This window comes from Variovorax sp. KBW07, assembly GCF_003852515.1.
Lineage (GTDB): Bacteria > Pseudomonadota > Gammaproteobacteria > Burkholderiales > Burkholderiaceae_C > Variovorax.
In genome coordinates this window covers 1-22,955 of sequence record NZ_QAJK01000129.1, presented here as the reverse complement: position 1 = coordinate 22,955, position 22,955 = coordinate 1, and the positions used below count along the sequence as shown (strand labels likewise).

The following is a 22,955-nucleotide window of genomic DNA, read 5'->3' as shown; positions in this document are numbered from 1 at the left end:
CGGCATGGCTGCATTGAACGCCGCTGCAGCGGGCCTGCCGCAGGCCGCGCCTGGCCCCATGGACCTCGTGCGCCTGGTGATGCGCTTCAACCTGCACCCCGAGATCGACCTGCACCCGAGCTGGCTGCCCGCCAACTGGCCGGCCCGCCACCGCACGCCGTCGCGGCTGGGGGAGGCTGGGCGCGTGGTGCTCGCCAACCAGTTGCGGCACGGGAAGTTGCCGCCCGGCGGCGCCGGCGACTACAACTTCGATGCACGCCTGAAGCGCGTGGTGCTGCTCGATGCCGCCGCGTTGCGCCGGCTCGCCGTCTACCTGGGCCTTTGCGTGCACCTGCCGCTCTTCAGGCTGCGCGGCGGCGCCGGCGTGCAGATTCGCCGCCAGGCCCGGCGCTTCGACGTGGACGCGGTGAATTTCGTGCTCGACCGCGTGCCGGAGCTCACCGAGCTGCACATGGACAACGCCACGCTGCTGCAGCGGCCCGTTGCCACCGGCCGGGTGGTCGTCGATCGCGGCTACCGCCTGCTGCTGGGCGCGGTTGCCGGCGAAGGCGACGCAGTACTTCGGCGCCTGCGATACAAGCTGCCGCGCCGTATCTCGAATCTTGGCGTGCCGCTTCTGCAGCGCCACCAGGTCCAGCAACTCAATGAATTGATGCTCTCGTGCATCGTTCCCGAAAGACTGCCCCAATGGGATTGGCTTTTCTGATCACCACCGAGAACCTGCAGCTCCTGAGCGAGCGCAAGGTCCTGAAGGAAAACGAGTACGCGGCGCTGCTCGATGCCTCCGCCGTGGTCGAGACCGCGCGGCGCGAGGCCCGTCGCATCGTGCAGCAGGCCACGCAGGACGCCGAAGCCAGCCGCAAGCAGGGCTACGAAGAAGGCCTGCAACGCGCCAAGGCCGAGTACGCGACGCAACTGGTCACCGACACCATGGCCGCCGAGCGGCAGCTGCACGCCTTGCGCGCGTCCATGGCGCAGATCGTCGTCAAGGCCGTGGGCCTGTTCATTGCCAAGGCGGACCCCGCCGCACTGTTCGAGTCTGCATTGCTGCGCGTCGACACGCTGATCCGCAACGAGCCTTTCATCACCGTGCGCGTGGCGCATGCGCAGGAGGCCACGGTGCGCGAGGTGCTGGCGCGGCTGCGCACCGAGGCCCACTGGACCACGACCGTGAGCCTTGTGGCCGATGCGGCACTGCCCGCCGGCGCCTGCGTGGTGCAGACGGCGTCCGGCGTGCTGGAGATCGGCGTCGATGCGCAGCTGGAAGCCTTTCGCCGCGCGGTGGAGCGCAGCGGCATCGGCGAACCTGCCGGAGACAGTCGATGAACCCGGTGTCCGATGGGGCGCGCGGCATCGTTGCCGACCTGGAGCAAGCCTTCGGCCGCATCACGCCGGTGGCGATGCGCGGGCGGGTCAGCAAGGCGGTCGGCATGCTGATCGATGCTTCGGGCATCCAGGCCCATGTGGGCGAGCTGTGCGAACTGGTCACGCCGGGCGAGCCGCCGCTGCTGGCGGAGGTGGTGGGCTTTCGCAACAACACGGCCATCCTCACGCCGCTCGGCCCGATCACGGGCATCTCGGCGCTGACCGAGGTGCTGCCGACCGGGCGCGGCCACGTTTGCCCGGTCGGCGCCAGCCTGCTGGGCCGCGTGCTCGATGCGCTGGGCCAGCCCATCGACGAGCGCGGCCCGCTCAAGACGCACATGCAGCTGCCGGTGCACCGCGAGCCGGTGAGCCCGCTGGCGCGCCGCATGATCGACGCGCCTCTGCCCACCGGCATCCGCGCCCTCGACAGCCTGCTGACGCTGGGCGAAGGCCAGCGCGTCGGCGTGTTCGCGCCGCCCGGCGTCGGCAAGAGCACCTTGCTCGGCATGCTGGCGCGCGGCTCCACGGCCGACGTGAACGTGATTGCGCTGATCGGCGAACGCGGGCGCGAGGTGAAGGAATTCATCGAGCACAACCTCGGCGCCGAAGGGCTGGCGAAGACGGTGATGGTGGTCTCCACCTCCGACCGCCCGCCCATGGACCGCATCAAGTCGGCCTATGTGGCAACCACCATTGCCGAGCACTTTCGCGACCAGGGCAAGAAGGTGCTGCTGCTGGTCGACTCGCTCACGCGCTTTGCGCGCGCACAGCGCGAGATCGGCCTTGCCAGCGGCGAGCCGCCCACGCGGCGCAGCTACCCGCCGTCGATCTTCTCGATGCTGCCGCAACTGCTGGAGCGCGCGGGGCAGGGCAAGACGGGCTCCATCACGGCCGTGTATTCGGTGCTGACCGAGGGCGACGAAGAGAACGATCCCATTGCCGAAGAGGTGCGCTCCATCCTCGACGGCCACATTGTGCTGTCGCGCAAGTTCGCGGCGGCCAACCGCTATCCGGCCATCGACGTGCTGGCGAGCATCAGCCGCGTCATGCCGCTGGTCACCTCGCGCGAGCACGGCGCGGCGGCCGCGCACTTTCGCAGCCTGCTCGCCAAGTACCAGGAGATGGAGCTGCTGGTGCAGATCGGAGAGTACAAGCCGGGCGCCGATGCACTGGCCGACGAGGCGATCCGCGCGCGGCCCGCGATGCTCGACTTCCTGTCGCAGCCGTCGGGCACGAGCCTGCCTTACGCGCAGTCGGTCGCGGCCTTGCAGCACTTCGGCGAACGTGCGGGGGCGGCGCGATGAGCGGCATCGACTGGAAGACGCTGGTCGGCGTGCGCGAGCGCCAGAAGACCGTAGCCATGGGCGTTGTCGTGCGCGACCGCGCGGCCGCCGAGCAGAGCCATCTGCAATTGCAGCTTGCGCGGGCGTGGCAACAGCACCAGGAGCAGAAGAAAACCTCGCACTGGCAAGCGACCGTTGGCGCGCTGTCGCACGGGGATTGCAGCGTCGCGCAACTGCGGCATGCGGGGGCGTGGAGCGGTGCGCTCGATGCGCAGATTGCCCGGGCCGGGCAGTTCGCGGCGCAAGCCGGGCAAGCCCACGCGCAGCGCGAGCAGACGCTCGATGCCAGCCGCCAGAAGCTGCGCGCCGCCAGCGGCGACGTCGAGAAGGCGCAGCAGATGCAGCAGCGCGCGCGCGGCGAGCAACTGCGCGTGCAGGAGCTTCGGCTCGACGAAACGGCCGAGGAAACCGCGTCGCAGGCCTGGGCCGCGCGGCGTCCGGCCTAGACCAGGGAAAGCCCGTTGCCCATGGACTCCACCATCGAACTGGCCAGCATCGAGAGGTTCTTCTCGTCGGTGGTGCTCACGCTGCCACGCCTGTTCGCGATCTTCGCGGTCGTGCCTTTTCTGTCGGGCGGCATGATCACCGGCACCGTGCGCAACGGCCTGCTGTTGCTGCTGGCGCTCTTCATGTCGCCGGTGGCCGGCGACATGCCCATTGCCTCCATCGGCACCTGGGTGCTCATTGCCGGCAAGGAGGCCTTCATCGGCCTCATGCTGGGCCTGGGCTTCGGCATCTTCATCTGGGCGGTGCAGAGCGTGGGCGACCTGATCGACTTTCAGACCGGCTCCAGCAACGCATCGTTCTTCGACCCCGTGGCGGGCCACGAGAACGGCCCCACGGGCGAGTTTCTCGGCTGGATGGTCATCACGCTTTTCGTGTCGGCCGGCGGGCTGCTCGCCATGCTCGGGGTGATCGTCGACTCGTACCGGCTGTGGCCCGTGGCCTCGTTCTTTCCGAACCTGGGCCTGGTGATCGAGCAGTTCGCCATTCGCCAGGGCGACACGCTGTTCCTGTGGATCGTCAAGCTTGCATCGCCTGTGGTGGTCGTGCTGCTGCTGGTCGAACTGGGCATGGGCCTCATCAGCCGGGTGGCGCCGCAGCTCAACGTGTTCGTGTTCTCGCAGCCGCTGAAGAGCCTGCTGGCGCACCTGATGATGCTGCTGTTCGTGTTCTTCGTGTACGAGTCGCTGCAGGAATTCCTGCGGCCCGAGAACGGTGTGCTCGACTTCCTGCGGGCCACCCTGTAGCCCGGCGCCATGGCCGAGAAAGACCAGGACCCGACCCCCAAGCGCCTGCGCGATGCGCGCAAGCGGGGCGAAGTGGTGTTCAGCACCGACGTGGCCTCGACCACCGTGTTTGCCGTGGTCGTGGTCTGCATGTGGCTGGGCGGCGGCGCCATCTACAGCCTGCTGCGCGAGCTGTGGCTGCATGCCACCAGCGCCAGCCTGCTGACGCGGCCCGACGACCGTTTCGGCGAACTGCTGCTGCACACCGGCGAGGCGCTGCTGTGGGGCACGCTGCCCATCATGGGCATCGCGGCCGTGGCCGGCATCGCCGGTTCGCTGGCCCAGGTCGGCGGCGTGGCCGCGTGGGAACGCCTGAAGCCCGACGTGAGCCACATGAACCCGGCGCAGGGCCTGCAGCGCATCTTTTCCATCCGCAACCTCATCAACCTGCTGAAGATGAGCGTGAAGACCGCGCTGCTCGCGGGCCTGATGTTCGTGGTGGTGCGCGGCTTTGTCGACACATCGCTCAAGCTGGGCTACGCCAATCCGGCCGCCATCATGACCGCCGCCGCCCACATGGTGCTCGTGGCCTTCGGCTGGGCCGTGGTCATCTATGCGTTGATGGCGGCGGTGGACTACGCCCACGAGCACTTCGAGTTCATCAAGCAGCAGCGCATGTCGATCGACGACATCCGCCAGGAATACAAGGAAGTGGAGGGCGACCCCGTCAACCAGTCGCGCCGCCGCTCCGCCCACTTCGAGGCGGTGTACGCCAGCCTGGGCGACCGCGTGCGCATGGCCTCGGCGGTGATCCACTCGGCCCGCACGGCCGTCGCCCTGCAGTACCTCGGCGAGACCGACCTGCCGCGCGTGATCGCGCGAGGCGAGGGCGAGGTCGCCGCGCAGATCCGGCGCTTTGCCGGGGAAGGGCTGGTGCCGATGGAGTTCGAGCCGTCGCTGGCCGAGCGCATCTATGCCGAGGTGCCTGTGGACCAGCCAATTCCAAGGTCGTTGTATGCGCCGGTGGCCCGGCTTCTTCGATGGGCGCAGGGCGATGCATGACGCCGCCTCCACGCCACTCGCAGTTCCGTGCGCAGGGCCTTGCCCCAGTTTTGTGTGTTCCACGAACCCGGTCGCCATGCGTGCCCGGGAGCCCTTTCATTCAAAGGAGTTCAAACCATGACAGCACCCGTATCCGCAGGCCAGGCCGCCCAGGCCCCCAACGACGCCGCCGCACTGAGGGCGGCCGAGGACGCGGCGCGCCGCGCCGCTGAAGAGGCCCGGCGCCAGGCCGAAGAGGCGCGCCGCAAGGCCGAAGAAGCGCGCAAGGCCGCGGAAGCTGCCCGCAAGGCCGCCGAGGAAGCGGCCGCCAAGGCCAAGGCCAGCAGCAACCAGGCCGACCAGGACAACGCGAAGCAACTGGAAGACACGGCCAAGACCAAGGAGCAGGAGGCTGCCAAGCTACAGGCCAAGGCCGTGCTGAAAGAAAAGGAACAGGCGTTTGCGGAGTCGAAGCTGGCCGATGCCAAGCAGGGCGCCACGGCTCCCTCGCAGACCACGCGCGATGCGCAGACGCAGGTCAAGCAGGCACAGGCCTCGGTGGATTTCTACGAAAAGCCGACCGAGCCGGTGATGACGAAACCCATCGACGCCGACGAGTTCGGGCAGGTCCGCCCCGGCGAAGGCCTGGAGCAGTTCGCACGCCGCAGCGGCATGTCGCGCGAACAACTGCTCGCGCTCAATCCCCAGTTCGACCCGGCCACGGCCAACAGCAATCCCGACACGCCACCGGTCGCCGCCGGCAAGCGCGACCTCGATGGGCTGGAAGGCAGCGAATGGCTGCGCGTGAAGCCCGACGTGCTGCAGGCGCCCGCGGTGCCCAAGCCGCCGGAGCCGGACCTGCCCACCGCCGCCGACATGGCCGCCACTCGCGTGGACGGGAAAACGCTGCACGAGTCGGCGATGGCCGGGCTGATGAAGCAATACACGGAGGCGCCCGAGGGCTCGGACAGGCATCGCTTTGCCATGCTGGTGCGCGCGCAGGGCGCCGTCGAGGCGGGGGTGAAGCTGGACGACGAGAACTACCGCAAGGACATGCCTTCCAAGGTGATTACCGAGGGGGTGATCGACAAGGACAAGGTGGCGGCCGGCCTGAAGGAGCTGACGGCAAAGCCCGAGTTCGTGAAGCAGTACGAGGACGACTACCAGAAGCAGTTCGACGCGCAGTTTTCGAAGTACTTTCCAAACGGTGCCGCGCCGGCTGGAAAACGCGATGCGCTGTGGGCCGGACTCACGCATGGCGAGGGCCATTCCTATCCTGCCTATGGCCAGGGCAACGGGACGGGGGCTGGCTCCCAGTACTTCATCGACAGCCCGCTCTATGCCAAGGGCAACGGCTTGCCGTTCACGGCGACCGACCAGGCCCGGGGCAGCTCGCTGATCGCCAGCAGCCAGGTTCCCGGTTCGGCGCCACCGTTGCTGGCGCCGCAGTCGCAGTCTCCGTTCCTGGCGGCCAAGGGCGGCCCGTGGCTGGCGGACGTGCAAAAGAGCGTGCCGGGCAGCCAGCCCGTGGTGGACCCGCTCACCAAGGACCTGAGCCTGGAGGTGGTGGCGCAACTCAAGAAGGACGCCGGCCGGACGACCGAGACCCCGATTCTCGGAGGCCGCCTCTTCGCGGCACCCGACACCGTATCGGTCGGAAAGCTGGACGCGCAACTGGCCGCCGACCACCCGGACCTGACGCCGCAGCAGCGCGCCGATGCCATCGGGCAGGGCTACGAGCTGCTGGGCATTTCCGACCGGCAAGCCAGGCAATATGCCGCCGCTGCCGCTCCGTACCTCGAGGTGCGCGATGTCAAGCTCGACCCGCGCGACCAGTACAACGCCGCCTACAGCAAGAACCCGCCGCAGTACGTGGCCTTGCGCAAGGACGCGCCGCAATCGGCGGTGGACGCGTGGAAGGCGCTGCAGAACACCACCGCGATGCGCGGCACGCTCGACACCGAAATCAGTTTTGCGCTGCCTGCGGACGGCAAGGCACCGCCCAAGCCCAACCCCGCGCTCGACGCGCTGGGCAGTGCCAGCCTGAAGAAGGCCGTGGATGGTTCGCTCGACGGAAAGTTCTCGCGCGAGTCGATTGCGCAGCAGTACGCCGACTACATGAATTCGCCGGGGTACGTTGCCTATCTCGACTCGCTTCCGCCCGAGGCTCGAAACACCGAGGTGCAGAAGGGGCTGCTCAATATCCAGGCCTTCGATGCCGGCTTGGCGGCCGAGACGGCCGACAAGGTCGGCAGCCGCGTGTTCGAGCAGACCTACGGCGGCATCCGGCCAAGCGAAACCGACGACGACACCGGCAAGGCCGCCACCTACGCAGCCCTCACGGTAATGCGTTGGGGACTTCGCGAGACCGGCCTGGTCGTTGGCAGCGGCCCGGAGAACTGGCAGGCCTTCGGCGACATGTTCAAGGTCATGAAGAAGGTGGATGCGCAAGGCGGCGATGCCGGCAACGCAAAGCAGATCGAGACCGAGATCCAGCGGCAGCAGAACGCGGGCGAAATCACCGCGGACGATGCAAAGGCGAAGTTGGGCGTGATGGCCGAGATCAACGAGCGCGGGGGCTGGGCCAGCGCGGCCGGGTTGATCAACCTCTTCGTGGCGAACGACAAATTCGGAGACCCGACCTTCGTCCAGAAACTGAAGGCCGGGGATACCGACACCTGGATGCAGGCAATCAATCACGTGGACATCGGCCTTTCCTATGGCGAGCATTACCTGCGGTTCGGCGCCGCGGCCGAATCGAAGGTGTTCGGCTCCACTCATCTGGCCGACGTGGTGGGCATGAAATACAAGGGCGAGTTCCGCGACGTGATCAACCAGGCCAAGGCCTCGTTCCGGCCGACCATGGGCGAGATGAGCACTGCGCTGGAGGGCGTGAACCTTTCCGACAAGGACGCCGTGCAGAAGGCCCTGACCGACAAGATGAATCCGAAGCGCGTGCTGTTCAATGGGGTCAACTACGACAACGCGGGCATTGCCGAGAAGATTGCCAACGGCGCGAAGGGACTGAACCTGACGCAGGTCGAAGCGGACGCTCTGAAGACCAATGCCAACGCCCGGCTCGGCTTTCTTTCCATGGCCACGGGGGAGCAGGCGGGCACGCCGCTCGGCCAATCGATCGCCAAGCAATCGAGCGCGCTCGTCAATGTGGACATGTCGGATGCCAAGGCCGTGGCCAATGCGCTGGAGGGCGCGGGCTTCACCGCCAAGGATGCCGACTTCATCGGCCAGCGCATCGCCGATACGCACACATCGGGGCCGGCGCGCCCGGCCACGCGTTTCGAGGCCTACGGCAACCTGCTCAGCGATACCTATGTGCGAGCGCCCAAGAGCTACCCGGGCGGACTCGCCGCGCTCGCGGATGCCAAGGACGCCGCCGTGCTCGGGCGCTTCAACGTCGCGCCCGAAGCGGGCAAGGCAGCCACCGACGGCGCGCGTGCGTTGCGCTATGGCGCGGTGCCGATCAAGGGCGCCATCGCCTTGCTCGACGTGGCGGCGGGCCCGCTGACCGGCTATTTTGCGTACAAGGATTTCAAGGAAGGCCTGAACACGAACAACGTCGGCTTCATGGTGGCGGGCGCGGTGGAGATGGGGGCGGCGGTTTCTTTCACGCTCGGTGGCTTTGCCGAACTCGGTGCACTCATGGCGGGCGCCAGCGCCGCTTCAGGGCCGTTCTTCATCGTGGGCCTGGCGCTCACGGGGGCCGGGTTCCTGATCTACGAGTTGTCCAAGCCCTCGGTGACCGAGACGAACACCAAGTCGCTGCAGGATTTCTTCAAGCATCTGGAGGACGCGGGGCCGGGCGTGCTCGAAGGCGACTGGGAAAAGCAGGTCAAGGAGTGGTCGGACAAGAACCAGACGAGCAGCCCTCTCATCCTTGCGCCGGGGCCCTTCGACGGCAAGCGGCGCGAGCCGGCTTCGTCGGGCGTGGCCTGAAAGACGCACGCACAGGCACCGACAGGCGCTTGTGCCGGCCCTAGCCCGCGATGCCGTTCCTGGCCGAGGGCGGCTGCAGTTCGTCGAGCACGGCGAGCCTGCGGTAGTCGCCCGGCAGCACGGCATAGGTGCTCAGGAAGGTCTTGTGCAGGTGGCTCTGGTCGGTGAAGCCCGCCGCGTGCGCCGCGTAGGTCACGCGTGCGCCGCCGGCGATCAGGTCGCGTGCGTACTCGATGCGGTGGCCCACCAGCATCTCGTGCGGCGTGAAGCCCCATGCGGCGCGAAACCGCCGGTGCGCATGCACCGGGTGCCAGCCGACCGCATCGGCGAGGCTGTCGAGCGTCATGCGCTGGTGGAAGCCCGAGGCGATGAGCTCGTAGAGCCGGTTCATGCGCTCGTCGCCCACGTCCGGCACCGGCGCCGCGGCAGGCGGCTGCGCTGGAATCCATTGCGCCAGACGCCGCCGCAACAGCGCACGGCCGGCCGCGATGTCTTCGCTGTTGCCGGTGCTCGTGGGGGCGTAGAGAAGCCGGTGGCATTCGAGAAACTCGAGCGCGGCCGCCGCGTCCAGAAATACCGAAACGCCGGCATTCTCTTCCGTACGGGCGAACTGGGCATTGCCGAGCGTGGGGCTGATGCAGCGCGCCACGTCGAAGCTGCAATACATGGCGTCTTCACGCCAGGGGACCGTGCGCGCCTGCACCGAGTGCCACACATGCGGCGCGACGCGCAGCAGCGTGCCCGGTGGCACGACGGTGACGTCGTTGCCGGTTCGCACGCGCAGTTCGACATCGGACACCGAGAGCGTGAAGCCCACGTGCCGGTGAGGCCGCATTTCGCGGTGCAGGAAGCGGTTGGCAGTGAATTGAAGACCTGTGAGGTCAACGTCTCGCCAATAGCGGGAGGCAAGGAGGTCCATCGAAAGACGGGTTGAACAGGCTTCAGGTATGGGCTTGTGGTGCAGGCAGCATGCCAGTGCCACCTGCTTCTGTGAAGGCTCGATCCTGCATGACCTGATGACCTGCGCGCATCGTTCAGGCGAAGGTATTCAGTTGTGTTGCAAGGTCGAACACCATGGTGTTGCAACGCCCGCGTGCCTTGGCTGGAATGTGCATGAAGCTAAGAATCTACAAGGCGCGGCGGTTGCGCTTTGGTAATTTGCCGGCTCGCCTGCAGCACCGGCCGGTGCGTGCGGCACATCTATCGGGCGTCCCATGATTCTGTCCACCATGTTGCAACGTGTCGCGGCGGCTTCGCTGTCGAAGACCAACGATCTCGAACCGGCATCGTCGCCGGACACCGGCACCGAACTGCCACCGGGTTGCCCCGCGCCGCAGTTCTACACGGAAGAGCATCTCTATCTGCCGCCCGGCATCGACCGGCATGCCGGCGGGGCCCCGAGCATCGTCGGCGACCTGCTCGAAGCACCCGGTACCGAAGCCCGCGCGGAACTGGTGCGCGGCATGCTCCACACCCTGGACTTCGACTGGCTGGGCTACGGTGCGGTGGCCTACATGCGCGGTCGCTGGTGGCCGCTGAGCTTCTTCACCGCCTACGCGAACCCCGAATGGACGAAGCGCTACTTTGCACAGAACTACTGCGGGGTCGACCTGCGGCAGCAGGGCGTGCCCGCGTCGAGCCTGCCGCTGGCGTGGGACGTGGCCCAGCTCGAAGCCCTGGCGGCGCAGGCGCCCGAAGACCCGAGCGGCCTGCGGCGGCGCTTTCTCGACGACCTGCATGCCAGCGACATCCGCAGCGGCCTGCTGTTTCGGCTGGCCTCGCCCACGCACGTGAACCAGCACACGGTGATCAGCCTGCTGTCGCGCAAGCCCGGGCGTGAATGGATCAGCGACAGCGTGATCGGGCAGGGCCTGATCCTGGGCCTGAGCGTGCACGAATACGTGTCGCGCCACACGCGCATGGTCGGCGCGCCGGGCACGGGGCGCATCGAGATCTCGGCCACGCAGCAGGACATCCTGCAGCACCTGCTGCAGGGCCGCAGCGACAAGGAAATTGCCAACCGGCTCGACCTGTCGTCCCACACGGTGGACTACCACATGCGCCAGCTGCGCCGCCGCTTCGCCGCACGCAACCGGGTGCAGTTGGTGAACGCCGTGCAACAGGGCGACAGCGACTTCGGGATGCTCGGCGAAATCTAGCGTCGCCTCAGGCCGTCAGCGTCTTGCGAAACGCGATCGACAGCCGGTTCCAGCTGTTCATCGCGCAAATGGCCATGGTCAGGTCGACCTGTTCCGTTTCGCTGAACTGCGCACGCAGCGCCTCGTAGGCCGCATCGGGCACATGCGTCAATGACACCTGCGTCACCGCTTCGGCCCAGGCCAGCGCGGCCCGTTCGCGTTCGGTGAAGAACGGCGTGTCTTGCCAGATGCTGACCGTGGCCAGCCGGCGGTCGGTTTCCCCTGCCTTGCGCAGGTCGGCCGTGTGCAGGTCGATGCAGTAGGCGCAGCCGTTGATCTGCGAGATGCGCAGGTTCACCAGGTTGACGAGGTTCTTGTCGAGGCCGCGCCTGGCCAGGGCGACCTCCAGCGCGATCAGCGCCTTCACGGCATCGGGAGAGGCCTTGTGATAATCCAGCCGGGCTTGCATGGTGTCCGTTCCTTCAGCGGTAGTGGTTGATCGAATGTGCCTCCATGCTAGGAACGCAAGGGGCTGCCGGAGGCGGCCAATCCGAGGCATTTGGAAGAGGCCAATCCGATGGAACTGCATGTCGTCATCGACGGCGACAAGGACCTGACCGGGCAGTTGTACCGGCAGCTGAAGGAGGCCGTTCGCACCGGCCGGCTGGCCGCGGGCGAGAAGCTTCCGCCTTCGCGGCTGCTGGCCGAACAACTGGGGCTGTCGCGCAAGACCGTGGCCGAGGCCTACGCACGGCTGACCTTCGACAAGCTGGTGACGGGCCGCGTCGGCAGCGGCACCTTCGTGGCCGACGGCGCGGCGCGCCAGCCGTCGCTGCGGCTGCAGCGGCCGGCCGAACGGCCGCTGGCGGGGTCGGCCATGGCCGAGCACTGGCGCGGCATGAGCACGCCGCTGCGCCATGCGGCGCCGGCCGGCAGCGCGCGCTACGAATACATCGGCGGAGCGCCGGCGCGCGATCTCTTTCCGCATGCCGACTGGCGCCGTTGCATGCTGCACGCGCTGCGCCAGGGCGCGCGCTCGCGCGGCCTGTACGGCGACGCCGAGGGCGTGCCCGGACTGCGCGACGGCATTGCCCGGCACGCGGCGTTTTCACGGGGGGTGCGCTGCACGGCGGCCGACGTGCTGGTCACCAACGGCGCGCAGCAGGCGCTCGACCTGGTGGCGCGCGTGCTGGTCGAGCCCGGCAGCACGGTGGTCATGGAAGAACCCGGCTATCCGCTGGCGCGGCTGCTTTTCAGCGCGCAGGGCGCGAACGTGGTCGGCGTTCCGGTCGATGCCGAAGGGCTGGTGGTCGACCGTATTCCCGACGGCACGCGGCTGATCTACGTGACGCCGGCGCACCAGTTTCCGCTCGGCATGCCGATGAGCCTGCGCCGCCGCAAGGCGCTGCTGGCACGCGCGGACGCGCTGGGCGCCGTCGTCATCGAGGACGACTACGACAGCGAATTCCGCTACGAAGGCCGGCCCACCGATTCGCTGCAGCGCATGGACAAGAAAGGCTGCGTGGCCTTCGTCGGCACCTTCTCCAAGACGATGTCGCCCGACCTGCGGCTGGGCTACCTGATCGCGCCGCCGGCGGTGCTGGAGGCCGTGGGCACGGCCAAGCACCTGAGCGACTGGCACACCGCCACGGCGTCGCAATGGGCGCTGGCCAGGTTCATCGAGGATGGCCATCTGCAAAAACACATCAGGCGCTGCCACGCGGCGTATGCGGCGCGGCGGGCGCGCATCATCCGGCGCTTCGCCGACGACCTGTCGCCGTGGTTCGAGCTGGTGCCGGCCACGGCGGGCATTCACCTGGCGGCGCTGTGCAGGCGGCCGCTCGACGTGCCGCAGCTCATTTCGCTGGCGCGCCGCGTCGACGTGGGGCTGTATCCGCTCGACGCCTTCTTTCATTTCTCGCCGCCGCGGGCAGGGCTGATGCTGGGCTACGGCGCCATCGACGAAGCCGACATCGACCCGTCGCTGGACCGCGTGCGCGACGTGCTCATGCAGATGGGCTGATGCCCGCCGGCACGGGCCCGCACGCGGCAGACCCTTACATCTGCACACCCTGAAATCGGAGAAGATGAAGCACTGGTCAGCCAAAGAACACTGATGAATCTACCGGGCCTCTCGAAAATCCGCATCGGCTTGCACACCCGCCTCAGCCTCGGCGTCGCGGCGGTCGTGCTGACCGCCACCTTCGCCATTGCCACCGTGGCGCTGCACCTGGTCAAGAGCCAGATGCGCACCTCGATCGCGGACGAGCAACTGGGCCGCGTGACAGCCATTGCCGACGCCATCGACCAGAAATTCAGCAGCCGCCGCATCCTGCTGCAGACCTTCGGCGACAGCGTGGAAACCCAGGGCTTCGAAGATCCGGCGCCGCTGCAGGCCTTTCTTGAAAAGCACGCGGGGCTCAAGCTGGCCTTCGACAACGTGGCCTTCATCGACCTCGATGGCAACCTGGTGGCCAACCAGAACGGCGCGCAGCAGATCGGCGCCGTCAACCTGAAAGACCGGGCCTATTTCCAGGAGACCGTGGCAAACAAGGCCGGCGTCATTTCGCAGCCGTACCGCAACCGGCTGAACGGGCTGGCGCAAGTGGCCATCACCGAGCCGGTGCTCGACAGCACCGGGAAGGTGAAGTTCGTCATTTCGGGCGCCATCAACCTGAAGGACCGCAACATCCTGGGCAAGCTCGCCGACGTGCGCTTCGGCAAGACGGGCTACCTGTTCATCGTGACGGCGGACGGCATCGTGGTCGACCACCCGCGCACCTCGCGCATCCTGAACCGCATCGATGCCGAGGGCGGCGGCAGCCCCGAGATCGTGCGGGCCGTGGCGGGCTTCGAGGGCACCAGCGAAGGCATCGACGAGGGCGGCGTGCCCGGCCTGTATGCCTTCGACCGCACCGAGCAGACCAACTGGATCGTCGGCTCGATGTACCCGCGCGCCGAGGCCTTTGCCCGCCTCGACGCCATCGAGCGCGGCGCCTGGCTGGGCGCCTTCCTGCTCGCGCTGTCGGCGGGCGCGCTGGCACTGGGCGTGGTGCGGCGGCAACTGAGGCCGCTGGCCGACCTGCACCGGCACATGCAGGTCGCGCAGGACGCGCCGGCCGAAGTGGCGGGGCCGCGCAACTACGCGCAGGACGAGATCGGCGACCTCTCTCGCACCTTCGACGCGCTGATGGCGCAGCGCCGCGCCAGCGAGGTGACCCTGGCGCACAGCGCGGCGCAGGTGCGCACCATTGCCGACAACATCCCGGCCATGGTGTCGCATGTGGACGCGTCGCTGCGCTACACCTTCGTCAACGCGCACATCAGGGCGCTGCACAACAACGCGCCGCTGGTCGGCCGGCTGATGCCCGAGGTTCGCGGCGAGAAAGACTTTGCCGTCGTCGAGCCGCATTTCCGGCGCGCGCTGGCCGGCACGGCGGTCATCGTCGAGAAACGGGGCGACCCGGCGCTGGGCATCGGCGAGCGCACCTTCAAGGCCCACTACATTCCCGACCTCGACGCCGACGGCGTGGTGCAGGGCGTGTTCTCGATGACCTTCGACATCACCGAAGAAGTGAACATCCGCAAGGCGCTGACCGAGCAGGAAAAACGGCTGCGCGACGTGACCGACAGCATCCCGGCGCTGGTCGGCTACTTCGACCCCGAGCAGAACTGCCTGTACGGCAACAGCCGGGCGCGGCAGTTCGCGGGCGTGGGTGGGAGCGAACGCGCGTTGAAGGGCCTCACGCTGCGCACCGCGCTGGGCGAAGCCATGTACGTGCAGCTGGAGCGCTACCTGCCGATGATGTTCGCGGGCCAGAAGGTGCGCTTTCCCGTGCATGCGCCCATGCGCGGCAAGGAGGGCTACTTCCAGGTCAACCTGATTCCCGACAAGAACCTGAAGGGCGAGGTGCTGGGCTTCTACCTCATGACCTTCAACATCACGGCCCTGAAAGAGGCGGAGATTCGCCAGGCCGAGAGCGAGCTGCGCCTGCGCACCATCACCAACAGCATGCCGGCGCTGATCACCTACATCGACCGCGAGGAAAAGATCACCTTCGCCAACGCCACCAGCCGCGAATGGCTCGGGCTGGAGCCCTCGCAGGTGCTGGGGCGCCATGTGCAGGACGTGGCCGGTACCGACGTGTACCTCTCGCGCAAGGCCATGATCGCGCGGGCGCTGGCGGGCGAAAAGGTCGAGTTCGAGGCCCACACCCAGCGCACCGGCTTCGATCGCGTCACCCAGGTGATCTACGTGCCCGACACGCGCCCCGACGGAACCACGCACGGCATCTTCTCGCTGGCGCTCGACATCACCGCGCTGAAGGTGGTGGAGCACAAGCTCATCGAACTGGCGCGGCTCGACACGCTCACCGGCCTGCCGAACCGGCTGGCCTTCAACGAATACCTGCCCGATGCGGTGCTGCGCGGCCGGCTCACGGGCAATTCACTCGCGCTGATGTTCCTGGACATCGACCACTTCAAGTCGATCAACGACACCATGGGCCATGCGGTGGGCGACGCCGTGCTGGTCGAATATGCGCGGCGGCTGCTGGGCAGCGTGCGCGCCACCGACATGGTGGCCCGGCTCGCCGGCGACGAGTTCGTGCTGGTGCTGGAAAACCTGAGCGCGCCGGGCGATGTGGCCTCGGTGGCGGAAAAGATCGTGGAGCGCATCAATGCGCCGCCGTTCGTGGTCGAGGGCCAGCAGATCGAGGTCACGACCAGCGTCGGCATCGCGTTTCACCGCGCCGCCGATTCTTCCGTTACCGCCGCCGAGCTGCTGGCGCGGGCCGATGCGGCGCTCTACAACGCCAAGGCGGCGGGGCGCAACCGCTTCGAGTTCTTCGCCACGCCGGCGGGCAAGCCGGCGGCGTTGCCCGATCCTTCCACCGAGAAACACTGACGGCGGGTTTGCCGGAACCCGGGGCGACCCGGGTTCGCTCAGGCTTCGATGGGAGGAAGCAGCGCCAGCACAAGGTTCTCGTGGCGGCCTTCGCCCAGAACGAAATGGGTGCGACCCTTTTCTGCAAAGCCGTGCTTCTCGTAGAAGCCACAGGCCCTGCGGTTCTTGACGTTGACCGACAGCCAGAGCGCGTCGGTGCCCGTGCGTTCGCGGACCGAAGAGACAGCCTTTGAAAGCAGTGCCGAGCCGACCCCGGCGCCGGTGAACGGCTCCTGCACATAGAGCGTGCAGAGCTCCGCCCCAGCCTCGGAAACCAGTGGCTGCATGGCACCGAAGCGCAACAGCGCATAGCCGACGAGGTGCTCGTCGACCTCGGCCACGAGCAGGCAGGCGTCGGCGTCTTTCACCCACCCGGCGAACTTCGCCGGGGTGAATGTTTCGAGCACATAGCGCGCGAGCAGGTCGTTCACGCCTTCGGTGGCGTAGGTGCCGAGCCACACCTGGATGGCGAGCGCGGCCAGCGTGTGCGCGTCGGCCTCGACGGCGGAGCGCACGGAAATTTGCGGGCGTGCAGGAACGGCCGGTTCGCCCGGGTCTTCCGCTTGCAGGCATTCTTCAAGCCGCTCGATCAGTGCCTTGACCTCGGCCGCGTTCAGGTCGAGCGGATCGCCATGCGCGCCCACGGCGATGAGGCAGATGGCCGAGCCGTCGTGCCAGGCTTGCCGGCGATCTTTCTTTTCTTCGGGAGGCGTTGCCGGCAGGGCGCCCGCCTGCCGAGGCTTTTCCATCGCGAGCGTCGATGCCGTGAACCCCAGCTTGCCGAAGAACGCCGGGGCGCCATCGCGGCCGGCCCGCAGCACCCAGGTGACGCGCGGATCGGCCGCGACGATCCGCTCGACAAGGGCCTGGCCCACGCCTTGCCGCCTGAAGCTTTCGGCAACCGCGACCATCGACAGGTAGCCGTTCGACATGCCATCGGTGATGGCGCGGGCAAAGCCCACGATGTCGCCGTTTGGTCGCACTGCAACGGCGGTGCGCTGCGACGCCGCAACCAGCCGGGCCAGATCGGCTTCGGTGCCGATGCGGTGCGACCAGCCGCTGGCCGCGAGAAGGCGATGCAGCGCCGCGAGGTCCGGGGTCTCGAAGTCGCGAAGCTGCATTTTTTCCTGGGTCTTCTTGATCATGGGCGAAGTTCTATCACGCGTGCGTTTGCTCGAAGAAAAACGGCGGGACCGCTTGACCCTCTCGCAACGTCACACCCTACGATGCCTTCAACCTTGAGACAGAGAGAAGAAAACGCATGTTCCTGAAGATTGGCGAACTCGCACGGCGCACCGGATTGACGGTGCGTGCGCTGCGGCATTACGGCGACATCGGCCTGCTGGTGCCGTCCGGCCGCTCGGTCGGCGGCTACCGCCTGTACGACCGCCAGGACATCGCGCGGCTGTACCGGATCCAGGCGCTGCGGCGGCTCGACCTGTCGCTGGCCGAGATCCAGGGCCTGCTCGACAACGCGGCGAACGGGCTGTCGGAAGTCGTTGCGCAACAGGTGACGCAGCTCGACCGCGAGATCAGGCAGGCCACGGCGCTGCGCACGCACCTGCTGGCGCTGCAGGCGCAATTGAAGGCCAGCGAAGAGCCGGCGGTCGACGACTGGCTGGTCGCGCTCGAAAGCATGGTGGCGGGCGCCAAGTATTTCAGCGACGACGAACTCCACCAGATGCAGGCGCAGCGCGACGGTTTCGCTGACGCGATCGCACCCGAGCGGGCCGCGCTGACCGCCACGCTCCACGGGCTGCTGGCATCCGGTGCATCGCCCGAGAGCCCGCAAGCGCAAGCCCTCGCCCAGCGATGGATCGCGTTGCTGCTCGAAGAAGCCGGTGGCGACGAAGGCCTGCTCATCAAGCTCTACACCATGCACTGGAACGAGCGCGCACTGCACTCGATGACCGGCATCGACCGGGCCGGCATGAGCTACATCTCGCACGCCATGGCCTATGGGCGCCTGCAGCTGTACGCCCCGTACTGCACCGCCGAAGAGATGGCGACGCTGCGAGCCCACTACGTTGCCCAGACCGATGCCTGGCCGCCCCTCATCGCTGAAGTGCGCCAACAGTTGCTGCAAGGCGCGGCGCCGGGCGGCGCCGACATGCGGGCGCTGGCCCGCCAGTGGCAGGCGCTGTCGCTGGCCAAGGCCGGCGGCGACGCGGCATTGCAGTCGAAGCTGCAGGCGGCCTTCAACAACGAGCCCGCCTTGCGCGCGGGCTCGGGCATCGACGCGGCGCTGGCCGCCTATGTGCAGCAGGCCATCGATTCGCTCGACGCGGCACCCGAATCCATTCGATAGACAGAAACCCGAGGAAAAACTTGAATCCCACGACCCGGGCGGCCAACGCCCATTTCTTCACCGGCAACTACGCACCGCTGACCGAGGAGCACGACATTGCGGCGCTCGAAACGACCGGCACATTTCCGCCGGAACTCTCGGGCACCCTTTACCGCGTGGGCCCCAGCCCGCGGTACGCCCCGCGCGACGACAACTACCACTGGTTTTCGGGCGACGGCATGGTGCACGCCTTTCATGTTGCCGGCGGCAAGGTGTCGTACAGCAACCGCTGGGCGCGCACGCCCAAGTGGCAGATGGAGCACGAGGCCGGGCGCGCGCTGTTCGGCACCTTCGGCAATCCGGCCACCAGCGATCCGGTGGCACACGGCCGCAACGGCGGCACGGCCAACACCAGCATGCTGTGGCACGGCGGCAGGCTGTTCGCGCTGGAAGAATCGCACCAGCCCTTCGAGCTTGACGCGCACACGCTGGCGTCGAAAGGGCACCAGAGTTTTGGCGACCGCATCACCAGCCGCTGCACAGCGCACCCGAAGCTCGACCCCGAGAGCGGCGAACTGCACTTCTTCGCCTATTCGCCCGATGGACCCGGCACGCCGGGCATGCTCTACGGCGTGATGGATGCGGGGTGCGAAGTCACGCAACTGCAGGCCTTCGACGCACCCTATGCCAGCATGGCGCACGACTTCATGGTCACGCGCGGGCATGTGCTGTTTCCGGTCATGCCGCTCACGACCAGCGTGGAGCGCGCGATGCAGGGCAAGCCGTTGCTGGCCTGGGAGGCCGGCAAGCGGACGCATGTGGGCGTGATGCGGCGCGGCGCGGCTGTGGAAACGATGCGCTGGTTCGACACCGATGCGTGCCACGTCTTCCACGTGATGAACGCCTGGGACGACGGCGATGCCATCGTGGCCTGCGTGATGCAGTCCGGCTCCGCGCCGGGCCTGCCCGATGCCGAGGGCCGGCCCGGCGATCCGCACGCCATGGCCGCGCGGCTGTGCCGCTGGACCTTCGACATGGCCGGCGATGGCACGGGCTTCCAGCGCGAGTACCTCGATGACCTGGTGGCGGAGTTCCCGCGCATCGACGACCGCTTTGCCGGGCGCCGCAACCGCTACGGTTTCTACACCTGCCATTCGGTGGCGCGGGCCAGGAACGATGCCGAAAGCGTTCTGTTCGACAGCCTGGCCTGCTTCGATTTCAATACCGGCGAACGCCGCATCCACACGCTGCCGGCGGGCGATGTGTTCTCGGAGCCGGTGTTCGTGCCGCGCCATGCGGATGCGCGGGAAGGCGAGGGCTGGTTGCTGGCCGTCGCCTGGAGAGAGAAAGAAAACCGCAGCGACCTGCTGGCGTTCGATGCACAGGCGCTGGATGCCGCGCCGGTGGCGGTGGCCCGCCTGCCGCACCGCGTGCCTTTTGGCTTTCACGGGAACTGGCGGGCCAACGGCGCCTGAGCCGCAACGTTTTTGCGCCGCGCTTCAGGCCCGCGCCGAAGCGCAATCCACCGGCGGGCGGAGCGGCGTTTCGCGCTTGTCGAGCGAGCGGCTCCACAGCGCGATGGCCAGGCCCACGAGCGTCAGCAGCGCCGCCACCCAGCCCAGCGCGCGCAGCCCCGGGCCGTGGTCAATCACCACGCCGCCGACCCAGGCGCCGAGCGCGTTGCCAAGGTTGAAGGCCGCGATGTTCAGGCTCGACGCCAGGTTCTGGCCCGCCCCCGAAGCCTTCTCGAGCACCCGCAGCTGCATCGGCGCCACGGTGGCGAACGAGGCCACGCCCAGCAGGCCGACGAACACCACCGCGGTGAACGGCGTGCCGATGGTGAACTGCATCGCGCCGAGCACCACGGCCAGCGCCACCAGCGTGCCGAGCACGGCGGCCATCGGCGCACGGTCGGCCAGCTTGCCGCCCAGGATGTTGCCGACGGCCAGCCCGCCGCCGAACACCAGCAGGATCGGCGACACGGCCGATTCGCTCAAGCCCGTGACCTGCGTCAGCAGCGGCTGGATGTAGGTGAACACCACGAACACGCCGGCAAAGCCGAGCACCGTCATCGCCAGGCCGAGCAGCACCTGCGGACGGGCCAGCACCGCGAGTTCCTCGCGCAGCGGGGCGGGGCGGGTTTCGCCCTTGACGCGGGGCACGAACACGGCAAGCACCAGGAAGGCCAGCATGCCGATCAGCGTCACGGCCCAGAAGGCCGCGCGCCAGCCGAAGTGCAGGCCGAGCCATGCGCCGGCCGGCACGCCCAGCAGCGTGGCGGCGGTCATGCCGGTGAACATGATGGCGATGGCCGAGGCGCGCTTGTCGGGCGCCACAAGGCCGGTGGCCACCACCGAGCCCACGCCGAAGAAGGTGCCGTGCGCCAGCGAGGTAAGAACGCGCGCGGCCATCAGCATCTCGTAGTTGGGTGCCAGCGCGCAGGCCAGGTTGCCCAGCGTGAAGACCGCCATCAGCGCGAGCAGTACCGTCTTGCGCGGCAGCTTGCGGGTGGCAATGGTGAGCACCGGAGCGCCGACCGCGACGCCGAGCGCATAGCCCGAAATCAGCAGGCCGGCGGCCGTGATGGTGACGTGAAGGTCCGTCGAGACCTGCATCAGCAGGCCCATGATGACGAATTCGGTGGTGCCTATTCCGAAGGCACCGGCGGTGAGGGCGAGTAGAGCTATTGGCATGATGCCCTGTACTGTGCGGACATTCGCCTTCGATGACTAGAATGCCGCTCGTACAAGCACTTGTGAGTTCAAGTCACAAGCTGGTGCCCAGAGAAAAGAGGACGATCCCGCCATGCCACGCATCGACGTCAACCGCTCCGGCGAAATGGAAGCCTTCGTGCAGGTGGTCGAGTCGGGCGGCTTTTCGGCCGCCGCGCGCCTGCTGGGCATGACGCCCTCGGCCGTCAGCAAGCTGGTGGCGCGGCTCGAGCTGCGGCTGGGCATCCAGCTGGTGCACCGGTCCACGCGCAAGCTGCAGCTCACGCCCGAAGGGCTTCACTTCTACGAGCGCAGCACGCGGGTGCTGGCCGACATGGACGAGGCCGAGCGTTGCGCGGCGGCCGGTGCCGCGCCGCGCGGGCGCGTGAGCATCAACGCCAGTGTGTCTTTCGGGCAGCACAAGCTGGTGCCGCTGGTGCCGCGCCTGCTCGAAATGCATCCACAGATCACGCTCGACATTGCGCTGACCGACCGCATCGTCGACCTGATGGACGAGCGCGCCGACATCGCCATCCGCTGGGGCCAGCTGCCGTCGTCCGACCTGGTGGCGCGCCGACTCGGCGAGACCAGCCAGGCCATCGTGGCCGCGCCCGCCTACCTGAAGAAATACGGCACGCCGCGCACCCCGCAGGAGCTGGAGGCGCACAACCGCCTGGGCTGGAGCTACCGGCGCAACGCGCCCGACTGGCCGCTGCGCGTGGATGGCCGGATGATCACGCTGCCCGTGGTCGGCCCGGTGCGCGCGGGCGACGGCGAAACCCTGCGGCACCTTGCCATCGCGGGGGCTGGCGTGGCGCGGCTGTCGCTGTACCACGTGCAGCACGACATCGACGCGGGCCGGCTGGTGCCTTTGCTCGATGAGTTCAACCCCGGCGAGATCGAGCCGATCCACGCGGTGTACATCGGCAAGGCCGGCACGCTGCCGGCGCGGGTGCGCGCGGTGCTCGACTTCCTGGTGGCGTGCTCGGGCGTGGGCGGCGGGCGCTACACGCTCAAGCGCACGGCGCCGATCCCCGGAAATTCCGCCGTCACCTGATCGCCCCGGCGGCACGGCAGCACGCCGACCCACGAGCCGGTCGTGACGACGGTACCGGCCGGCACCGTCTGGCCGTGGCGCGTGAGGTGGCGCAGCCAGATCGGCAGCAGCCACGCCGGATCGGCCAACGGATGCGTGCCGACGCGCACCACGGTTTCCGCCGCATCGCCGACCTTGGCCTCGCAGCGTTGCGAGGCCCAGTCGACAGCAGCGTAGGGCCGCCATTCGCCGAGCACCAATGCACCATGCACCTGCGAATCAGCGAGGCGGAGCAGGGCAGGCGTGGCCGCCAGGTCTTGCCAACGCGCATCGACGACTTCGACGGAGACAGCCATGGCATCGACAAGCGACGGGGCGTCGTCGTGGTCGAGCGCGGCGGCTTGCGCGGGCGTGACATCGCGCCCGAGCCGCAATGCGATTTCGGCTTCGATGCCGGGTGTGTGGAACACGAGGTCGCGGAAGTCCGCCGGGCTTTGCCGCACACCCACGGGCGGCAGCGGTGCATGCGTGAGCGTCGCGCTGCGCGAGCCGCCACCGGATTTCCAGGTGTGGGGCAGGGCGCTGTTGTCGAACCAGCCCAGAGCTGCCGCAACGGCGTCCTGTACTTCGTAGGCTTGCGTATCGCTGCCGAGCGTGTCGCTCCACGGCGAGGCGTCGAGGGTGCGGTTGCCACGGCGCGCGGCGACCAATGCGTCTGTGAGTGCGGTCTGGGAGGGAGTCATCTGGTGGATCTTCTCAGGTTGTGCGCTTGTCTTGTGGCCGCTTGTGCAGGGGGCATGTTCGTTGTGCGTGCACAGGACACCGGGTACTTCCCTCCGCGAATGTCCCCCGCTTCGCTCCTCCTTTATTTCGCTGCGGGAAGCACCCGATGCCCTGCGCACCTGG

18 protein-coding genes are annotated in these 22,955 nt (G+C 68.0%); 13 read left to right on the top strand and 5 right to left on the bottom strand.

Features of this window, described 5'->3' with window-relative positions; all coding sequences use genetic code 11:
• The first annotated feature begins 4 nt into the window (after nucleotides 1-4).
• The 7 genes from DBV14_RS24300 (at nucleotide 5) to DBV14_RS24270 (ending at nucleotide 8,932) form a co-directional block, all read left to right on the top strand.
• Nucleotides 5-706 (top strand): SctK family type III secretion system sorting platform protein, encoded by a 702-nt coding sequence (locus tag DBV14_RS24300; RefSeq protein ID WP_124462922.1) that lies wholly within the window; start codon nucleotides 5-7, stop codon nucleotides 704-706.
• The gene (gene sctL / locus DBV14_RS24295; RefSeq protein ID WP_124462921.1) at nucleotides 688-1,326 is read left to right on the top strand and encodes a type III secretion system stator protein SctL; all 639 of its coding nucleotides are present in this window, start codon (nucleotides 688-690) and stop codon (nucleotides 1,324-1,326) included. Before DBV14_RS24300 ends, sctL begins: the two co-directional genes overlap by 19 nt.
• Nucleotides 1,323-2,669, top strand: a complete 1,347-nt coding sequence (locus DBV14_RS24290; RefSeq protein WP_124462920.1) for a FliI/YscN family ATPase — start codon at nucleotides 1,323-1,325, stop codon at nucleotides 2,667-2,669. Before sctL ends, DBV14_RS24290 begins: the two co-directional genes overlap by 4 nt.
• Entirely contained in the window at nucleotides 2,666-3,154 is a 489-nt protein-coding gene (locus DBV14_RS24285) for a serine kinase (protein WP_124462918.1), read from the top strand. The genes DBV14_RS24290 and DBV14_RS24285 overlap by 4 nt, the downstream gene beginning before the upstream one ends.
• Nucleotides 3,155-3,175: 21 nt before the next feature.
• Complete coding sequence (gene sctT / locus DBV14_RS24280; protein ID WP_124462916.1) at nucleotides 3,176-3,958, top strand: type III secretion system export apparatus subunit SctT; 783 nt, start codon at nucleotides 3,176-3,178, stop codon at nucleotides 3,956-3,958.
• A 9-nt stretch (nucleotides 3,959-3,967) separates the two neighbouring features.
• Entirely contained in the window at nucleotides 3,968-4,999 is a 1,032-nt protein-coding gene (locus DBV14_RS24275; RefSeq protein WP_124462914.1) for an EscU/YscU/HrcU family type III secretion system export apparatus switch protein, read from the top strand.
• Nucleotides 5,000-5,116: 117 nt separating this feature from the next.
• The gene (locus DBV14_RS24270) at nucleotides 5,117-8,932 is read left to right on the top strand and encodes a hypothetical protein (protein ID WP_124462912.1); all 3,816 of its coding nucleotides are present in this window, start codon (nucleotides 5,117-5,119) and stop codon (nucleotides 8,930-8,932) included.
• A gap of 40 nt (nucleotides 8,933-8,972) precedes the next feature.
• On the opposite strand, the gene DBV14_RS24265 is transcribed toward DBV14_RS24270, so the two are convergent.
• Nucleotides 8,973-9,767: an AraC family transcriptional regulator gene (locus DBV14_RS24265; RefSeq protein ID WP_185546111.1), complete on the bottom strand. Its 795-nt coding sequence runs from the start codon at nucleotides 9,765-9,767 to the stop codon at nucleotides 8,973-8,975.
• A gap of 379 nt (nucleotides 9,768-10,146) precedes the next feature.
• Between DBV14_RS24265 and DBV14_RS24260 the strand changes: the two genes are divergently transcribed.
• A complete protein-coding gene (locus DBV14_RS24260; protein ID WP_124462908.1) occupies nucleotides 10,147-11,091 on the top strand; it encodes a LuxR family transcriptional regulator in 945 nt (314 codons plus the stop codon).
• A 7-nt stretch (nucleotides 11,092-11,098) separates the two neighbouring features.
• Here the strand turns inward: DBV14_RS24260 and DBV14_RS24255 are convergent, their stop codons facing one another.
• A complete protein-coding gene (locus DBV14_RS24255) occupies nucleotides 11,099-11,539 on the bottom strand; it encodes a carboxymuconolactone decarboxylase family protein (RefSeq protein WP_124462906.1) in 441 nt (146 codons plus the stop codon).
• Nucleotides 11,540-11,647: 108 nt separating this feature from the next.
• Between DBV14_RS24255 and DBV14_RS24250 the strand changes: the two genes are divergently transcribed.
• Both DBV14_RS24250 and DBV14_RS24245 read left to right on the top strand, forming a co-directional pair.
• Nucleotides 11,648-13,093, top strand: coding sequence for a PLP-dependent aminotransferase family protein (locus DBV14_RS24250; RefSeq protein WP_124462904.1), 1,446 nt, complete (start codon nucleotides 11,648-11,650; stop codon nucleotides 13,091-13,093).
• A 93-nt stretch (nucleotides 13,094-13,186) separates the two neighbouring features.
• The gene (locus tag DBV14_RS24245; RefSeq protein WP_124462901.1) at nucleotides 13,187-15,976 is read left to right on the top strand and encodes a diguanylate cyclase; all 2,790 of its coding nucleotides are present in this window, start codon (nucleotides 13,187-13,189) and stop codon (nucleotides 15,974-15,976) included.
• A 38-nt stretch (nucleotides 15,977-16,014) separates the two neighbouring features.
• Here the strand turns inward: DBV14_RS24245 and DBV14_RS24240 are convergent, their stop codons facing one another.
• Nucleotides 16,015-17,160, bottom strand: a complete 1,146-nt coding sequence (locus DBV14_RS24240; protein WP_311732861.1) for a GNAT family N-acetyltransferase — start codon at nucleotides 17,158-17,160, stop codon at nucleotides 16,015-16,017.
• A gap of 116 nt (nucleotides 17,161-17,276) precedes the next feature.
• Between DBV14_RS24240 and DBV14_RS24235 the strand changes: the two genes are divergently transcribed.
• Together DBV14_RS24235 and DBV14_RS24230 are read left to right on the top strand one after the other, a co-directional pair.
• Nucleotides 17,277-18,323: a MerR family transcriptional regulator gene (locus DBV14_RS24235; RefSeq protein ID WP_124462899.1), complete on the top strand. Its 1,047-nt coding sequence runs from the start codon at nucleotides 17,277-17,279 to the stop codon at nucleotides 18,321-18,323.
• Between the two features lie 20 nt (nucleotides 18,324-18,343).
• Nucleotides 18,344-19,777, top strand: a complete 1,434-nt coding sequence (locus DBV14_RS24230; protein ID WP_124462897.1) for a carotenoid oxygenase family protein — start codon at nucleotides 18,344-18,346, stop codon at nucleotides 19,775-19,777.
• Nucleotides 19,778-19,801: 24 nt separating this feature from the next.
• Here the strand turns inward: DBV14_RS24230 and DBV14_RS24225 are convergent, their stop codons facing one another.
• Entirely contained in the window at nucleotides 19,802-20,995 is a 1,194-nt protein-coding gene (locus tag DBV14_RS24225) for an MFS transporter (RefSeq protein WP_124462895.1), read from the bottom strand.
• Between the two features lie 112 nt (nucleotides 20,996-21,107).
• On the opposite strand from DBV14_RS24225, the gene DBV14_RS24220 reads away from it, so the two are divergent.
• Nucleotides 21,108-22,070, top strand: a complete 963-nt coding sequence (locus DBV14_RS24220) for a LysR substrate-binding domain-containing protein (RefSeq protein WP_124462893.1) — start codon at nucleotides 21,108-21,110, stop codon at nucleotides 22,068-22,070.
• Here DBV14_RS24220 and DBV14_RS24215 read toward each other — a convergent pair.
• Nucleotides 22,019-22,792, bottom strand: a complete 774-nt coding sequence (locus tag DBV14_RS24215; protein WP_124462891.1) for a fumarylacetoacetate hydrolase family protein — start codon at nucleotides 22,790-22,792, stop codon at nucleotides 22,019-22,021. The genes DBV14_RS24220 and DBV14_RS24215 overlap by 52 nt on opposite strands.
• Between the last annotated feature and the right edge of the window lie 163 nt (nucleotides 22,793-22,955).

What these genes read in the sequence shown, in the direction of transcription:
- DBV14_RS24260 (WP_124462908.1), top strand. Translation starts at nt 10,147, where the DNA reads ATGATTCTGTCCACCATGTTGCAACGTGTCGCGGCGGCTTCGCTGTCG.
- DBV14_RS24270 (WP_124462912.1), top strand. Translation starts at nt 5,117, where the DNA reads ATGACAGCACCCGTATCCGCAGGCCAGGCCGCCCAGGCCCCCAACGAC.
- DBV14_RS24240 (WP_311732861.1), bottom strand. Translation starts at nt 17,160, where the DNA reads ATGATCAAGAAGACCCAGGAAAAAATGCAGCTTCGCGACTTCGAGACC.
- DBV14_RS24220 (WP_124462893.1), top strand. Translation starts at nt 21,108, where the DNA reads ATGCCACGCATCGACGTCAACCGCTCCGGCGAAATGGAAGCCTTCGTG.
- DBV14_RS24245 (WP_124462901.1), top strand. Translation starts at nt 13,187, where the DNA reads ATGAATCTACCGGGCCTCTCGAAAATCCGCATCGGCTTGCACACCCGC.
- DBV14_RS24285 (WP_124462918.1), top strand. Translation starts at nt 2,666, where the DNA reads ATGAGCGGCATCGACTGGAAGACGCTGGTCGGCGTGCGCGAGCGCCAG.
- DBV14_RS24265 (WP_185546111.1), bottom strand. Translation starts at nt 9,767, where the DNA reads ATGCGGCCTCACCGGCACGTGGGCTTCACGCTCTCGGTGTCCGATGTC.
- DBV14_RS24275 (WP_124462914.1), top strand. Translation starts at nt 3,968, where the DNA reads ATGGCCGAGAAAGACCAGGACCCGACCCCCAAGCGCCTGCGCGATGCG.
- DBV14_RS24250 (WP_124462904.1), top strand. Translation starts at nt 11,648, where the DNA reads ATGGAACTGCATGTCGTCATCGACGGCGACAAGGACCTGACCGGGCAG.
- DBV14_RS24290 (WP_124462920.1), top strand. Translation starts at nt 1,323, where the DNA reads ATGAACCCGGTGTCCGATGGGGCGCGCGGCATCGTTGCCGACCTGGAG.
- sctT (WP_124462916.1), top strand. Translation starts at nt 3,176, where the DNA reads ATGGACTCCACCATCGAACTGGCCAGCATCGAGAGGTTCTTCTCGTCG.
- DBV14_RS24215 (WP_124462891.1), bottom strand. Translation starts at nt 22,792, where the DNA reads ATGACTCCCTCCCAGACCGCACTCACAGACGCATTGGTCGCCGCGCGC.
- DBV14_RS24255 (WP_124462906.1), bottom strand. Translation starts at nt 11,539, where the DNA reads ATGCAAGCCCGGCTGGATTATCACAAGGCCTCTCCCGATGCCGTGAAG.
- DBV14_RS24300 (WP_124462922.1), top strand. Translation starts at nt 5, where the DNA reads ATGGCTGCATTGAACGCCGCTGCAGCGGGCCTGCCGCAGGCCGCGCCT.
- DBV14_RS24235 (WP_124462899.1), top strand. Translation starts at nt 17,277, where the DNA reads ATGTTCCTGAAGATTGGCGAACTCGCACGGCGCACCGGATTGACGGTG.
- DBV14_RS24225 (WP_124462895.1), bottom strand. Translation starts at nt 20,995, where the DNA reads ATGCCAATAGCTCTACTCGCCCTCACCGCCGGTGCCTTCGGAATAGGC.
- sctL (WP_124462921.1), top strand. Translation starts at nt 688, where the DNA reads ATGGGATTGGCTTTTCTGATCACCACCGAGAACCTGCAGCTCCTGAGC.